Origin of the sequence: Trichocoleus sp. FACHB-40 (assembly GCF_014695915.1) — a bacterium.
In the GTDB taxonomy this organism is placed as follows: Bacteria; Cyanobacteriota; Cyanobacteriia; order Cyanobacteriales; family FACHB-T130; genus Funiculus; species Funiculus sociatus.
The window spans coordinates 155,115-170,209 of record NZ_JACJPF010000035.1; the positions used below are offsets into that span (position 1 = coordinate 155,115).

13 protein-coding genes and 1 pseudogene are annotated in these 15,095 nt (G+C 46.1%); 5 read left to right on the top strand and 9 right to left on the bottom strand.

What is annotated here, in order from left to right:
* Nucleotides 1-148: 148 nt before the first annotated feature.
* Nucleotides 149-699, bottom strand: a pseudogene (locus H6F63_RS04520) (N-acetyltransferase).
* A 145-nt stretch (nt 700-844) separates the two neighbouring features.
* Between H6F63_RS04520 and H6F63_RS04525 the strand changes: the two are divergent.
* Entirely contained in the window at nt 845-4,120 is a 3,276-nt protein-coding gene (locus tag H6F63_RS04525; protein WP_190635244.1) for a DEAD/DEAH box helicase, read from the top strand.
* 81 nt (nt 4,121-4,201) lie between these two features.
* Entirely contained in the window at nt 4,202-5,026 is an 825-nt protein-coding gene (locus tag H6F63_RS04530) for an SWIM zinc finger family protein (RefSeq protein ID WP_190635246.1), read from the top strand.
* A 332-nt stretch (nt 5,027-5,358) separates the two neighbouring features.
* Here H6F63_RS04530 and H6F63_RS04535 read toward each other — a convergent pair whose 3' ends face one another.
* The 4 genes from H6F63_RS04535 to serA form a co-directional block, all read right to left on the bottom strand.
* A complete protein-coding gene (locus H6F63_RS04535) occupies nt 5,359-5,544 on the bottom strand; it encodes a PCP reductase family protein (RefSeq protein ID WP_190424522.1) in 186 nt (61 codons plus the stop codon).
* A gap of 75 nt (nt 5,545-5,619) precedes the next feature.
* Nucleotides 5,620-6,750, bottom strand: a complete 1,131-nt coding sequence (locus H6F63_RS04540; protein WP_190635248.1) for a hypothetical protein — start codon at nt 6,748-6,750, stop codon at nt 5,620-5,622.
* 78 nt (nt 6,751-6,828) lie between these two features.
* On the bottom strand, nt 6,829-7,719 hold the full coding sequence (prmA, locus tag H6F63_RS04545; RefSeq protein ID WP_190635249.1) for a 50S ribosomal protein L11 methyltransferase: 891 nt from the start codon (nt 7,717-7,719) through the stop codon (nt 6,829-6,831).
* A gap of 159 nt (nt 7,720-7,878) precedes the next feature.
* Nucleotides 7,879-9,459, bottom strand: a complete 1,581-nt coding sequence (gene serA, locus H6F63_RS04550; RefSeq protein WP_190635251.1) for a phosphoglycerate dehydrogenase — start codon at nt 9,457-9,459, stop codon at nt 7,879-7,881.
* A gap of 376 nt (nt 9,460-9,835) precedes the next feature.
* Here serA and H6F63_RS04555 point away from each other — a divergent pair, with 376 nt between their 5' ends.
* From H6F63_RS04555 to H6F63_RS04565, 3 genes are all read left to right on the top strand, one after another.
* Nucleotides 9,836-10,351, top strand: a complete 516-nt coding sequence (locus H6F63_RS04555) for a hypothetical protein (RefSeq protein ID WP_190424452.1) — start codon at nt 9,836-9,838, stop codon at nt 10,349-10,351.
* Nucleotides 10,352-10,561: 210 nt separating this feature from the next.
* Nucleotides 10,562-10,756, top strand: a complete 195-nt coding sequence (locus H6F63_RS04560) for a hypothetical protein (RefSeq protein WP_190635253.1) — start codon at nt 10,562-10,564, stop codon at nt 10,754-10,756.
* A gap of 243 nt (nt 10,757-10,999) precedes the next feature.
* On the top strand, nt 11,000-11,779 hold the full coding sequence (locus H6F63_RS04565) for a photosystem II S4 domain protein (RefSeq protein WP_190635255.1): 780 nt from the start codon (nt 11,000-11,002) through the stop codon (nt 11,777-11,779).
* 184 nt (nt 11,780-11,963) lie between these two features.
* Here H6F63_RS04565 and cobA read toward each other — a convergent pair whose 3' ends face one another.
* The 4 genes from cobA to H6F63_RS04585 all read right to left on the bottom strand — a co-directional run bounded on the left by cobA (nt 11,964) and on the right by H6F63_RS04585 (nt 14,950).
* Nucleotides 11,964-12,770 carry a uroporphyrinogen-III C-methyltransferase gene (gene cobA / locus H6F63_RS04570; RefSeq protein ID WP_190635256.1) on the bottom strand — a complete coding sequence of 269 codons (807 nt, stop codon included), beginning with the start codon at nt 12,768-12,770 and terminating at the stop codon, nt 11,964-11,966.
* Complete coding sequence (locus H6F63_RS04575) at nt 12,767-13,546, bottom strand: sirohydrochlorin chelatase (RefSeq protein WP_190635258.1); 780 nt, start codon at nt 13,544-13,546, stop codon at nt 12,767-12,769. Before H6F63_RS04575 ends, cobA begins: the two co-directional genes overlap by 4 nt.
* 242 nt (nt 13,547-13,788) lie before the next feature.
* Entirely contained in the window at nt 13,789-14,472 is a 684-nt protein-coding gene (locus H6F63_RS04580) for a manganese catalase family protein (protein ID WP_190635260.1), read from the bottom strand.
* Between the two features lie 205 nt (nt 14,473-14,677).
* The gene (locus H6F63_RS04585) at nt 14,678-14,950 is read right to left on the bottom strand and encodes a hypothetical protein (protein ID WP_190635262.1); all 273 of its coding nucleotides are present in this window, start codon (nt 14,948-14,950) and stop codon (nt 14,678-14,680) included.
* Nucleotides 14,951-15,095 lie beyond the last annotated feature (145 nt).

Below are 15,095 nucleotides of genomic sequence, written 5' to 3' on the forward strand. Positions count from 1 at the left end.
TCCTTTCATCATTTTTCTTTATCTTTCGCAATCCTAGCATTTGTATAATATTGGTGCTTTTAGTCTGTTGTCAGTTGTCTGTTAGCGTTTGAAGGTTGTCAGCTTCTTCCAACCGGACAACCGGACAACCTGACGAGTTTTGACTGAACTAATGCCTAATGACTAATGGCCGATACATCATCAGTGCGTCTACCACCCGTCCATCAGATAAATGCGCCGCACTTGGAATGCGCCTATTATCTGAAATCCCAAGGATTCCCATAACTGGATGGATGGGGTGTTGTTTGCAAAGACCAAATTGAACATCACCGCCGTATAACCTTGAAGGGTGGCAATTTCTAGCATTCCCTGTCCCATCAACCTCCCAATGCCTTGACCCCGCATAGATGGTTGTACAATAAAGCCAGCATTACAGATGTGGCTGCATCGTCCGGGAAAATTGGGTTTTAGATAGAAAGCTCCCAAAATTTCCTCCGGCGTTGCTGCGGTTTCGTCATCGGCAGTGACGACAAAAGCATCGTGAGTCATCCAGTAGGCAGCAAATTCTACTTCGGATAGAGGTTGATTTTGTGGATACGTTTGATCCTCAATAATGATTTGGTTCAATAACGCCCTGACCGCATTTTGTTCGCTTAGGCGCATCCGGTCTAAGTTTACTTTTGTTCCATTTTTTAAACTTTTCTGCCAGGGCAAATTAATATTCATAGTTTTTTGGAAAATATGTTATCTCTTATGTAAAAATTTGATTCAAAAATTTATAATTTATCAGGTAGCTGTTAGATAGTCTACCTAAAATAATTAGATAGAGATTTAAGTTAAAAATCAAGAAATTAAATTTTAAATCATGGCACTTTTACACGGTAGTTGGCTACTTCAATCTCAGAATAGTTATTTATTTGTTTGGGGAGAAACTTGGCGACCAATTCCGCCAGATGGGTCTTATAAAACAGATTTGATACCATTTCATCCTTTGGCGATGACACAGGCGGAATTGATATCTTTCTTGCGATCACGCAGTGTCTTGGGAGGAGAATCGCCCCATTTTGATATTGAGAAATTTGTCCAAACATCGGCAACCAAAAGCAAAAAGAATCGTACTGCGGATGAGAAATGGCAGCATTGTATACTAGCTCTCCCCACCCAAATAGGGGAGACAGGCGAACCAGTTTATCCCGTACTGTCTACCAAAATAGTGTCAGAAAATGGGGATGCGCCGCCTCTATTTTTACACCCTTGGCAAGTTGAGGGGCTGTGTCTTAACCCTTTGCAAGCAATGCAATTTTTGCAAGCGCTTCCCCTTGGCTCTTTGAAAGCATCTGACACATTTGTGGGGGGAGAATTGCGCTTTTGGTCGCATATTGGTCGATGGGTTTTGGATCTTCTGGCTCGGTGCAAGTTTTTGCCGGCACTAGAGCGGCAAAAAAATGATACCATCGTCGCCCGTTGGCAACCGCTGCTGGATAGTGCAGTAGATCGGGAGCGTTTAGAAAAGTTTACCGCTTTGATGCCATCTACTTGTCGCACGTATCAGGGATTGGGGACTCAGGAAGAAGACCAATCCCCAATTCCCAATTCCCAGTTTCCAATTTCTGTACAGTTGCCAATAGAACCCCAGGAGTTACTGTTGGGATTCTTGAGTAGTATGATAGACACGATTGTGAGGTTGCGTGTTGGCAATCCTAACTTAAGTGCAGTAGAACCTGCGGTTAGAGAATGGTTAGGCGCTCTATCTACGACATCTGATACCCTAAACGCACCAACGGGATTAGGAAAGCTGGAAACCGCGCTCAAAGATTGGATAGCGCCCGTGCAGAACCATTTAGTTTCTAGAGCGATCGCTAACGGTGAATCTTACACTTTTTTAGCGCCAGAGCAGAATCTGTTTCGCACCTGTTTGGTTCTCCAACCACCAACATCAGGTGAGGAAAACTGGACTTTGGATTACTTTCTCCAAGCAGTTGATAACTCAGAATTTCTGGTGGATGCAGAAACCATTTGGAACCATTCCTTGCAGCGAGGAGTGTTCAAAGGTCGGACAATTGAGCATCCTCAAGAGACTTTGCTGGGCGGTTTAGGTTTGGCTTCCCGAATATATCCTCCCATAGAAGCCAGCTTGCACGACCGCCGTCCGCAGTTTTGTCGCTTGACACCAATTCAGGTGTATGAGTTTATCAAGGCTGGCGCATGGCGGCTCGCTGACAGCGGGTTGGGGGTAATTTTGCCGCCCAGTCTGACACCTGTTGAGGGAGAAAATCGGCGCTTGGGGCTAAAAATTCGCTCCAGTGCGACACCGGGAAAAGGTCAATCAGGGTTACAAAGTTGGCTAGATTTTGAGTGGGAATTAGCTATAGGCGATCGCACAATTTCTAAACAGGAATTTGACCGACTCGTAGCCCTCAAAAGTCCACTTGTACAAGTGAATGGCGATTGGATTGCACTGCAACCTTCTGAAGTTAAAGCGGCGGCGGCGCTGTTGGCGACACCGAAAGATCAGCTTTCTCTCTCTTTAGAGGACGCTGTGCGCCTCAGCAGTGGCGATACCAAACTTGTTGAAAAACTTCCGGTAGTTAGCTTTGAGGCATCAGGGCCGCTGGAACAGTTGTTGACGACTTTAACAGATAACAAGAAAGTGGAAGCGATCGCGCCTCCCGCCAACTTCCACGGTCAGTTGCGCCCTTACCAAGCCCTCGGAGTGGGCTGGCTTTCCTTCATGGAGCGCTGGGGCTTGGGCGCTTGTCTGGCGGATGACATGGGACTGGGAAAAACAGTCCAATACATCGCATTTTTGCTAAATTTGCAAGAAAAAGGGAGATTAGAAGCACCAACTTTGCTAATTTGCCCGACTTCGGTCTTGGGTAACTGGGAGCGAGAAGTTAAGAAATTTGCCCCGACGTTGAATGTTGTAGTCCACCACGGAGATAAACGCGCCAAAGGGAAAACATTTACCAAAGCAATCAAAGGGAAAAGTTTGGTAATTACCAGTTATTCTCTCGCATTTCGAGATGCTAAAGACCTGCAAAGTGTTTCTTGGCAAGGGGTGGTATTGGATGAAGCCCAAAATATTAAGAATCCCCAGGCGAAACAATCGCAGGCGGTACGTCAGCTAAAGGCAGGTTTTCGGTTTGCGCTGACAGGAACTCCAGTAGAAAATAGATTAGCTGAACTGTGGTCAATTTTGGATTTTCTCAATCCTGGGTATTTGGGAACGCGGGATTTCTTCCAGCGGCGGTTTGCTTTACCGATTGAGAAATATGGGGATACAGCATCGTTGCAGACATTGCGATCGCTTGTTAGCCCTTTCATCCTGCGTCGTCTCAAAACCGACCGCAAAATCATTCAAGACTTGCCAGAGAAGCAGGAAATGAATGTATTCTGCGGACTTGCATCAGAACAAGCTACACTTTATCAACAACTGGTAGATGAGTCTCTTGGTGAAATCGAAGAAACCGAGGGTGTTCAACGTAAGGGAATGATTTTAGCTTTATTGCTAAAACTGAAGCAAATTTGCAACCATCCTGCACAGTTCTTAAAATCAGCAGGCGAAACTGAAAATTCATCTTTCCGCAGTCGGTCTGGTAAAGTTCAGCGTCTAGAAGAGATGCTAGAGGAGGCTTTAGCAGAAGGCGATCGCGCTTTAATTTTCACTCAATTCGCCGAAATGGGAAAACTCCTCCAGCCTTATTTAGAACAACAACTTGGCTGGGAAACATTGTTTTTGTATGGCGGAACCCGCAAACAACAACGGGAGGAAATGATAGACCGATTCCAGAACGACCCGGAAGGCCCCAAAATCTTTATTTTATCCCTAAAAGCTGGTGGTACAGGTCTTAACTTGACACGCGCCAACCATGTTTTCCACTTCGACCGCTGGTGGAACCCAGCAGTCGAAAATCAAGCAACAGATCGGGTATTTCGTATCGGTCAAACTCGTAATGTTCAAGTGCATAAATTTATTTGCACAGGTACTCTGGAAGAAAGAATCAATGACATGATTGAAAGTAAGAAAGCCCTGGCGGAACAAGTTGTTGGTGCTGGCGAACAGTGGCTAACAGAACTAGATACCGACCAACTCCGCAACTTGCTTTTACTTGACCGCAGTGCAGTAATTGATGATGAATAAATGCTGAACGACTAAACTCGCAACCGCACAAACTTTTGTCCGCCTCCGCAGCCTTCAATGGAACAACAGGAGTAAAACAAAATGACAAATTACGATATTCAACAAAGTCGAGAATGGTGGGCGCAACGATGGCTAGATTTACTAGAGTCATTTGGCTGGCGGCGTCGCTTGGAACGGGCGCGCATATATGCACGAGAAGGCAAAGTTTTAAGCCTAGAATTTCGCGGTCACAAAGTGGTTTCCAGAGTGCAAGGAACTGCGCCTGAACCATATAAAGTTGTTTTATCGCTGGATGCTTTTAGTGACGAACAATGGGATTATGTGATTGAAACTATGTCACAGCGGGCAATTTTTTCAGCTCGTTTGTTGGCTGGAGAAATGCCACAAAATATTGAAGAAGTGTTTACTGCAAATGGTATAAGCTTGTTTCCATTGACCAAGTTTGATATCCACAGTAAATGTTCTTGTCCCGATCCGGCTAATCCTTGCAAACATATTGGAGCAGTGTATTATTTGTTAGGCGATCGCTTCAGCGAAGACCCCTTTGTAATCTTCCAGTTGCGCGGGCGTACCAAAGAACAAATACTCGATACATTACGTCAATTACGACGCGGGGCTGATGAAACTTCTGAAACAGAAATTACTGCGGAAACATCTCAGCCAACTCGAACAGTAACCCCGCTTAAAATTGAACAATTTTGGCAATACAACGAGCCCCTGGAGTCTTCTTTAGTTGTAATTGCACCAGCAAGCAACGACACAATATTAGATGTTTTAGGCCCTATTCCTTTATCATCAGGTTCCAATTCAGCTTCTAGTCAGCCAGTGATGCAATATTTAGATACAGTTTACAAAACAGTCAGCCAGCAGGCTATTTTATCGGCAATGAATTTAGAGGAAGGTTGATTAGCTAGTCATTACTATAATAAGTAACTGTGCATAATTAATTACACAAACTTGCCTTGCTACATCACGGTTTCATGTGTAATTTATTTCACATATCCACTGAGTAATACATCTGTAAGGACATGGAAATGCCATGTCCCTACCAAGGTGGCTCGAACATCAGAACCACCACATATTCCACCCAACTGAGAAACCCTATATAGCAATCCTAAATCATTTATGAACTTCTCCCTTTCCTCTACCCGGAGCGCCTGGTCGCGCCTGGGCGGTTCATTTAAAAGGGAGCTTTCACAACTCAAATAGGATTGCTATAGACAAGCTGAATTCCTTTATTACTGTCCAAATTCGACCCTTGCTTGCTCAACAAACTCAACCGTGACAATATCCGAACCAGCAGCACGAGCTAGCTGCTCAATCCGTTGTCTCGCCTGAGTGCGGACAAAAAAGGGAATATTTTTCAGCTTTGTTTTGGCATCAGGTGTCCACTGTAAAGCATCTGTAAAATCAGGATCGCGCATGGTACGCCAGCCTTCTGCTGTCAGCAAGGAATATTAATTACATTTTATCTGAGTGTGCGATCGCGCCGCTCATTGCTATTTTTGAGCAGAAGCGAGTTTCTTCTGTGCTGATTGCAGCAGGTTTTGGGCTTCTGAATAGGCGGTTGTCCCAGATTTAACCGTTTGCAGCTGATTAATAATTTCTTGCATCTGGCTTATTATCTGGTTGCGATTCACCTGTGAACCATCCTTGGGGATAGAAGCCAGCAAGGCTTGGATTTGCTCTTGAGCATATTTAAAAGCTTCTTGTGACTGGCGTTCTGCTTTTAGTCGAGTTTGCACAGTACCTAAGTTAGTTTGGTACGTTGCTAGTAATTTTTGCGCTTCCACGTAGTCAACGTCATCTACGCGAATGTTTTGTAGCTGCTCAATTGCTTTGTACCACAAAGTTTCAATTTGTTGCCATTTATCTGCTGTATGAGGTGCATTTTGTCCAAGTTTAGCGGCTGCAAAGGCAAATTGTTTGGCACCTTTAATTAAAGTTTCGGTGCGTCCCTGAACCTGTTTTTGTTCAGAAAGTTGGTTTTTTACCTGCTCAAATCTAGAGCGAATCGAGGCAGTTTGCTCGTCCTCTATTGTCTGCGTATTGTAACCGCTAACATAGCGCCTACCCTTTTTGCGCCTGTAAGAGTATTGCGGCGAAGATATTGTATGCGAAACTGGCAGTTCATCAATATGTTTTTTTGCTGCGTTTAGTTTTTCTTCACCCAATGCCAAATCTGCTGCTGTACTAGCTTGGGTAATGAATTTTTCTGCTTGCTCTAAGAATGCGATCGCTAATTCATAATGTTCTTCATTGCTCAAGGGAGCATTCTGCGCTACTGGCTGATCGTTTGTAGGATATAGCAGGATTGCTAAGACAAGCGATCCCGATCCTAAGACTAGCAAGACTACCAGTACAGCAGCTAGTTTAATTACATCTAAAATACCTATCGAGCGATTAGCTTTTGCGGCTTGCGTCAGCGCCTTCTCTCTGAAGTTTGGATAAGTGGTGACGACTATTTGTTGTAGTTCTTCTAAAGATGCAGGGGAGCCTTGTTGCTTTTGCAGTAATTGTAACTCCCTGACTACAAGGCTTTCCTCTATTTTACTCAATGGGTCATTCCCGGCACATTTGGTAATTTCAGCACGCAGGATTTCAAAAGCGCGATTGTTGAGACGGGACATAGACTAACACCAAGCAACTGATGTTAGTGTTCCCGAAATCAACTTGAGAATCACTGGGGCTGCTACAGGCACCAATTTTCAAGAACGCCTGATATTAAAGCAGCACCATTCTTGCCGTCGCCAGAGAGTGGCAACAATCCAATCGTGTTGTTCTAAAGTATCGGCAATTGGTTTGGCTTGCTCTAGCAAAACACCGCTAATAATTCCCCAACTAGAAGGTTTAGCGATCGCAGTCATTTGCGGGATCAAGTCAATAATCACCTCTGCCAAAATATTGCAGAGAATGCCATCGACAGGCTCATCGCTCATTTTTATCAAGCGGTCGATACTACCCTGCTCTACAATGAGACGCTGGGGGCTAATCTTGTTAAGTTCCCGATTGCTGCGCGTGGCTCGCACCGCCATCGGATCGATATCTACGGAATAAACTTTTTCGGCACCTAACAACACAGATGCAATCGAGAGAATCCCCGATCCGCAGCCAATATCCGCCACTGTAACCCCTTCTTGGTCGCCACCCAAGCGCATTTCCAACGACTCTAGACACAGCTGAGTTGTCTGATGAGTGCCTGTGCCAAAAGCCGCACCGGGATCGAGGCGCAGGGTATGGCGTTCTGACTGTTCTGGAGGAGGCAGCCAAGCCGGGTAGACAAGTAAGCGATCGCCTACTTCTTGCGGTTGCCAATATTGCTTCCAGCTACTCGACCAATCCTCCTCATCAATCAAATGCCAATGGGTCATCGGCATCGCCAATCCCACCATCAGCGCATCCTGACGCAACCACAGAGATAGCGCCGCCAAATCCAGCAGATTTGCATCAAGGGGAGATAAGTAAGCGCACACCAAGCTGGAATGTCCTTTTACCTCACTGGAAGTACCGCGACAGCCAAATTTGTCCAGCCTCCAGAAGATTAAATCTTCCAAAGCTGGGTCGCCCAAAACTTGAATTTCCCACCAGGTGTTCGCCATATCTATTTTGGATTTTAGATTTTGCGGGGGCGAAGAAGTTTCTCCGCCTCCGATGATTTTAGATTTTAGATTTTAGGTAACGGGTTAGAACCACACAACCTGAGGATTAACGAGTAAACCTTTAATCCAAAATCCTTGCATCCAAAATCCTTGCATCGTTTAAAGAGTCACCGTATAAGCATCCCGAATGCCGGGAATTTTGGTAATCTCGCTCAATATTCCCTCCGGTAAGGGATCGTCCAGGCTTAGCACCATCACCGCATCGCCCCGCACGATTTTGCGTCCCACCTGCATACTGGCAATATTGACATTAAAACTGCCTAACAGGGAACCGATATTCCCAATGATCCCTGGCATATCCCGGTGCAGAGTAAACAGCATATGAGGGCTGGGGGGGACGTTGATCGGGAACTCATCAATACTGGTGATGTGAATTTCCCCGTCTCCCAATAAAGCGCCCGTCACCGAATGCTCCCCAAGCGTTCCCTGCGCCTCCAGATGCAGCGAACCAGAATAGTCTCGAATCGAGGCATCCCGCGTTTCAATCACGCGAATTCCTCGCTCCTTGGCCTCAATGCTGGCATTCACGTAATTTACCCGCTCTCGCAGCGCCTGCGAAAGCAGCCCTTTAAGTGCTGCCACTACCAAAGGCTGACTTTGATTAGTTGCCAACTCTCCTTGCAGGCGGATATTCAACGAGTCAATACGTCCTCCAGCCAATTGTCCCACCATATTGCCCAGAGTTTCCGCCAATTGCAGATAAGGTCTGAGTTTTTCCAGAACGTCGGGACGCAAGCCGGGGATATTCACCGCTGAACGGGCTGGAAGCCCCAACAAAACATCTCGAATTTGCTCAGCAACATCGATGGCGACATTCACCTGAGCCTCAGCTGTGGAGGCTCCCAGATGGGGGGTGAGGACGAGATTTTTGCCCAAGGATTTTAAGGACGACTCGCCTAACGGTTCTGTCTCGAAAACGTCTAAGGCAGCACCAGCAATTTTGCCTTCTTTGAGAACCTCTGCCAAAGCCGCTTCATCAATGATCCCACCACGGGAGCAATTGATAATCCGGGTAGTGGGTTTCATCTTGGCTATGGCTTCGGCGTTAATCAAGTGGGTGGTTTCTGGAGTTTTCGGGATGTGCAGGGTGATGTAGTCTGCTTCCTGAAACAGCAAATCCAACTCTACTAGACGAGCGTCTAGTTCTTCTGCCCGTTCCACAGAGATGAACGGGTCGTAAGCTAGTATTTTCATCCCCATTGCTTTGGCGACGGTGGCGACATGGGAGCCGATTTTGCCTAAACCGACAACGCCGAGAGTTTTCTTGTAAACTTCCGTCCCGATAAAACTTTTGCGATCCCACTGACCACTTTTAACAGACGCATTTGCGTCGGGAATATGGCGGGAGAGGGAGAGCATCATTGCTAGGGCGTGTTCTGCTGCGGCAATTGTATTGCCTTCTGGGGAATTGACGACTACAATCCCCTGACGGGTGGCAGCTGGGACATCGACATTATCGACACCAACCCCAGCGCGACCGATGATTTTTAGCTGTTTGCCAGCTTCGATAATTTCCTTGGTGACGCGGGTTCCAGAACGAATCATTAGAGCGTCATACTCTGGCATGATCCGCACCAGTTCTTCGGGTGAAAGACCTGTTTTTACGTCAACTTGGGCAACTTGGGAGAGGATGTCGATTCCAACTTGGTCTATTGGGTCAGAAACAAGAACCTTGGACATGATTGGCAGGTAGGTCTAGGTAAAAAATCATCAGTTCCTATACGCAAGACTTTTGAAAAGCCAAGAGCGATATTGCGTACAGGGAGCAAGGATTGAAAGTCAGCTAATTGATGGCAGTTGACTCAAGAGCGATCGCATCTGATGACTTCCACCAGTGGCGCGATCGCATCAGTTGGTCATTTTAACTGTATCAGGTGTTCTTACACGGCTTGTTACCTGAAAGTTTTTAACTTTGTCTGTTTGGGCTGCTCTCCACCCTACAAAATCTGTATGATACTTTTGCGCTTCACATCCCAATCCAGGTAGAGGATTTGCTGTAGCGACACTGATAGGCTGTTAATTAAGGCTATCTTTTGCATCATCTAACGATATCACTATGAATTATCTCGTCGCCGTACTACAAGACCGCATCCAAGCAGAAGCAGCTTATTCCGCTCTAGAAAAAGAAGGCTTACCTATGGATAAGGTGACTATCCTGGGTAGAGGATACAAAAGTGCTGATGAATTTGGCTTGATCGATCCCAACGAGCAGGCTAAAAAGCAATCAACGCTGATGGCTTATTGGCTCATACCCTTTGGATTTATCGCCGGGTTTGTCTTCAACTTGAGTACTGGGATAGAAATTTTTCACTGGGCAGGAGCATTTGGTAATCATGTCATTGGTGGTATTCTGGGCGCAGCCTCCGGTGCTTTGGGTAGTATTTTTGTCGGCGGCGGTGTTGGTTTGGTAGTTGGGAGTGGCGATGCTTTGCCTTACCGCAACCGCCTGAATGCTGGTAAGTACCTGGTTGTGGTTAAAGCTCCGGAAACTACAACTCGCGTAGCTACTCGGATACTCCGCCAGTTTGAGCCGGAAAATCTTCAAGCCTACGTTGACCCAGATGGCGTGTAAGCTAATCCTCTAGACAGAGGGAGTAACAAACAGAACATTGCTAGTCTAAGTAATTGCTTGAGCGCAAGTGACTTGAGGCTGGTCGGAATAAGAGTATTGCTAGCGGGTTTGGGAGTTGCGCTCGTCTGGTGGATCATCATAGATGTACTTTGGACAACGCTAGCGGTAGGAAGTGGAGGCGGGTCAATTACATCTAGAGTGTGTAGTTGGGTGTGGAAAACTATTCTGCGTCACCATCGCTGCGCTTCGTCTCATCATCTGCTGGCGATCGCTGGCTACAGCACTATTATTATTTCTACTCTGGTGTTGATTTTTCTCACTTGGGCTGGGTGGGTATTAATTTTTAGCGCCAGCGATCGCTCCCTCATCTTTGGCGATAGCAAGCAACAATATTCCCCTTGTTAGCGATGAAGTCTTTGAGGAAGAAGTCACCAGCCTAAATAGGCGAAGGCGTTTGCTTCTGGCCTTAGTGCAGAATGATGGCTGGACTTGGAAGTCAATATCAAATCATTTGGGTAGACGATCTGTTTCTGGGTAAGCATACGCCTTGAGCGAGCGCAACGATACAATCAAGAAAGTCATTGTAGATTCATTTAAAACTCAAGACGCGACAAACCGCGTCTAAAACAAAACTCAAAACTATTTAGAATGTTGCCAAGAGAAGAACTCCTCAAAGGAGTAGAAAATAGAGATACTGTAGCTCGTGTCATTGATCTGGCGGATCAAGCAATTAAAACTTGGGAAGTTGTCGTAACTGATTTTCTTTCTCCTCCAGAAATTGTTGAAATTCAACAGGCTTTTAATCGTTTAACTGAAGTACAACTTGTTGCTTGGGGAGGTTATCCGCAAGCTGAACGGCAAAGGATCGCGATCGCGCGTTCAGAAATTCCTCTGGAAGTGTCTCAAGTCCCGGTTGCGGCTTTGGATATTGCTGGAAATTTTCTCTTCGACCAAGCCACTCATCGCGACTTTCTCGGCTCTATGCTGGGGTGTGGAATTGTGCGGGAAAAAACTGGCGATATTATTGTACTGGGAGAGTCTGGAGCGCAGGCAATTGTGGTTCCAGAAATGGTAGAGTTTCTGGAAATGCAGCTCAATCAAGTACGCTCAACTCCTGTGAAAACTCGCCGAATTGAGCTTAGTGAATTAAAAATTCGCGAACCGAAGAAAAAAGAGTTGACGACTGTTGAGGCTTCTCTGCGATTAGATGCGATCGCATCTGCTGGATTTGGAATGTCTCGCAGCAAAATGGTTGATTTCATCGATGCTGGCGATGTCAGAGTAAATTGGAAAGAAACCACGCAAGCAAGTTCTCAAGTTAAATCTGGAGACTTAATCGCTATTCGCGGTAAAGGAAGGCTGGAAGTTGGGGAAATTGCTGTTACTAAAAAAGAACGCTACCGCGTCCAACTAACACGATTTCTTTAAAATTATGCCTATCCTAAGAGAAAAAACGCGGCGCTAATTACCTTAACGACTGTAGGCGCTTCGCCTTCCCAAAGGGTAGCCGCAACTGCACCAACTTTCGTCCGCGTAAGGCGAGACAAAAAAAGCCTGCGTAGACAGGCTTTTTTTGTGGATCATCGAGACTTGATGGGGCGTTTAAGGACGATTAGCAACTAATTACACGAGGACGACAACCGGACAGGGTACTGTGCATATTCACCACATTGCCAATAATAGCGATCGCGGGTGCGCCAAAACCAGCCGCCTCTACCTGCGGCACAATCGTTGCTAAGGTGCCGATTAATTCTTCCTGTTCCGGTCGAGTTCCCCAGCGAATTAAGGCGATGGGAGTATCTAAACTCAATCCTGCAAGGTGCAATTGTTCCACAATGTAGGGCAGATTGTGAATGCCCATGTAGACGACGATGGTTTCGGAACTGTGGGCGATGCTAGACCAGTTCACAGTAGGACGATACTTCCCTACAGACTCATGACCCGTAACAAATGTTACCGAGGAACTGTAAGCACGATGAGTTAAAGGAATCCCTGCATAAGCTGGTGCGGCAATTCCCGAAGTCACTCCTGGCACTACTTCCGCTGGTACTCCAGCACGTACCAAGTCTTCCATCTCTTCGCCGCCGCGACCAAACACAAACGGATCGCCGCCTTTGAGTCGCACCACTATCGCTTGAGTCTGTGCTTTTTCTATCAACAGTTGCGTAGTTTCTTCCTGCAACAGGGAGTGACGCCCCATCCGCTTACCCGCGTCAATTTTCTCGGCGTGGGGGTTAATCATCGCCAAAATTTGCGGACTCACTAGAGCGTCGTAAACTACGACATCAGCACACTCTAACAGTCCTTTCCCTTTCAGCGTCATTAAGCCGGGATCTCCTGGCCCTGCACCTACTAGATATACCTTACCCAAGCACTTACTCCTGTTTACCTGTGTGTTCTCTATGACTGTGCTGTTCATTTACTTCTTAAGTCCCAAATCAAATCGGCTAACTCAGCACTAGCCCCTATAGGTTCAGCCAGATGAAGCTTGCTCGTGGGAAATTGCTTAGACAGTAGCTTAACTTTTGTTAAGATCGCATCCGTAATTCCCCCGGTAAATAAAAAATAAGGCAGAATCCCTATGTGAGAATACTTAGCGCTGACTAAATCTTCTAGACGCTCCTCCAAACTGGGTGACACCGACCAGTAAGCAGGCACTGCCCCTAGAGTTGCAGCGATTGCCTCCACTGGCTGATTTCCACCAACACGGCGGCTACCGTGAGATAAGAGAATACTCGCATCCGCGTTTACCGAAGCCAAGCTAGTTGCCAAGAGACGACTTAAGCCAGGGTGAACGCCTAGATGAGGTCGGATCTCTATTGTCAACTTGCTCTCAAGAGCAGTAGATGCGATCGCTACTTGCTCTGGGATATCCTCCATCACATGAACTCCCGGCAACAAAAACAGGGGCAACACCTGAAGGTGTTTCAAGCCACTGGCATAAGCGCGATCGCTAAATTGCTGAATTTGTTCATGCAAAGGCTGATCCCCTAGTTCCAGCACTGCTGTACCTACCAGGGGTGACAATGCCACTGGCGGCGCAGCCAAGGATGAGCGATCACTTTTTTTCTGCATCCATTCGCTCTCAAGGCGTACCTTCTGTGCCACAAGAGTTGCTAATTCCTCTACAGCTGCTTGGGGACGAGGGTCACGGCTTCCGTGGGATACCAGTAGATAGGCAGATGTATTTGGCAAAACCCCGCTCAAACTCTTCCTAAATTGCGTACTATCCAATTAATATCGTTTTCCCGCAGAAGTTTTTGTATAAACTGTTTCTAATTCAAGTGCGATTTTGATATAAAACCGAATTTCTACATCGCTACAGGCGATCGCCTTACCTACATTATTAATTTTTTATTAAGAAAAGTCGAGCCTGCGGGTTAAACTTCCCACAGACTCGATTTTTTTAACTAAGTTGTCCCGACTTGATGGTACAATTAACTGTCAGCCGTAGGCTGTGGAACATACTCGAAATCAGGTGCAGAGTTCCAAGGCCCCCGCTCATCCTGACCATTCTGAGACAAATTGAAGTAAAGATTCACAGTTTCATCAGGCTGGATATTGCCAAAGAAGGGGTCAGTTAGTTTACCCATCGACTCCAGCGCCTTCATAAACATCTTGGTATGAGAAATTTCGCGGGTAAGCAGATGCACTAGAGTCTTCTTCGTCCCTTCATCAGTTGACAGCTTGATCAACTGCTCATAAGTTTGACGCGCCCCAGCTTCAGCAGCAATGTTTGCCCGCAAGTCACGCACAACATCCCCACCTTCATTAATATAGCTAGCAGTCCAACTATTACCCTGGCTGTCTAAGAAGTGTGGCCCCATCCCACGGAGAGCAAATAGGGTACTCTTATAAGCTTCTGTTTGGTCAGTATTCTTGGTATGCTGTTCGATGAGTTTACCCACCATTTCCAGGTGTCCAAACTCCTCTATAGCGATATCTTGCAGCATATCCTTAATACCGGGATTGTCGCAGTGAAACGACTGTACCCAATACTGTAAAGCGGCTGTAAGTTCGCCGGTTGCTCCCCCAAACTGCTCTAACATTAGTTGAGCAAAACGCGGGTTAGGCTCTTTAATATCGACAGTATGAATTGTTTCTTTTTTGTGGAAAAACACTAACTAATGCCTCCTCTCAATTTTAGATGTAAGCTGTAAAACCTGATTTTCGTAAAAGCCTTGTATCGCCAACTGAAAAAGATTAAACTTTTTTCAATATTTTTGGCACTGTCACCAGCTTATATCAGGGTATACAATCTAAACCTGCATCAACAGACAGAGTTTAAAACAAGCTTTGTATAACTAAAGAATGAGGATGAGATAGCTAATATAATATACAGTCAGCCAAAAAATTTATCCTGGTTCCCTTCTGACTGGGAACGCTTGGAGATGAAAGCTCTGCCTCTGATAAAGTATCAAATAATATCAGGCAGAGTCTCATGGTAGGCATTCCCAGCCAGAGACTGGGAAAGAGAAATTGGGTGCGATACATCTGTAAAGACATGGCATTGCCATGTCCCTGCCAAGGTGGCGAAAACAAAAGAACCGCGATATATTCCACCCAACTGAGAAACGCTATATCCCGTGTAACACCCAATGCTCGTGGATATATTGCACCACAGGTTAACTCAGGGCTATTTCATTCTAACTGAGTGACTGATATGGTAGTTAGGTCATCTCCCCAAGCCTGAGACCAGATGCCTCAATTAGCCATTGTCGAAGCCTTTGCAGATATCTGTGAT

Coding starts and splice junctions, on each gene's coding strand:
- H6F63_RS04525 (WP_190635244.1), top strand. CDS start 845: ATGGCACTTTTACACGGTAGTTGGCTACTTCAATCTCAGAATAGTTAT.
- H6F63_RS04530 (WP_190635246.1), top strand. CDS start 4,202: ATGACAAATTACGATATTCAACAAAGTCGAGAATGGTGGGCGCAACGA.
- H6F63_RS04535 (WP_190424522.1), bottom strand. CDS start 5,544: ATGCGCGATCCTGATTTTACAGATGCTTTACAGTGGACACCTGATGCC.
- H6F63_RS04540 (WP_190635248.1), bottom strand. CDS start 6,750: ATGTCCCGTCTCAACAATCGCGCTTTTGAAATCCTGCGTGCTGAAATT.
- prmA (WP_190635249.1), bottom strand. CDS start 7,719: ATGGCGAACACCTGGTGGGAAATTCAAGTTTTGGGCGACCCAGCTTTG.
- serA (WP_190635251.1), bottom strand. CDS start 9,459: ATGTCCAAGGTTCTTGTTTCTGACCCAATAGACCAAGTTGGAATCGAC.
- H6F63_RS04555 (WP_190424452.1), top strand. CDS start 9,836: ATGAATTATCTCGTCGCCGTACTACAAGACCGCATCCAAGCAGAAGCA.
- H6F63_RS04565 (WP_190635255.1), top strand. CDS start 11,000: ATGTTGCCAAGAGAAGAACTCCTCAAAGGAGTAGAAAATAGAGATACT.
- cobA (WP_190635256.1), bottom strand. CDS start 12,770: ATGAACAGCACAGTCATAGAGAACACACAGGTAAACAGGAGTAAGTGC.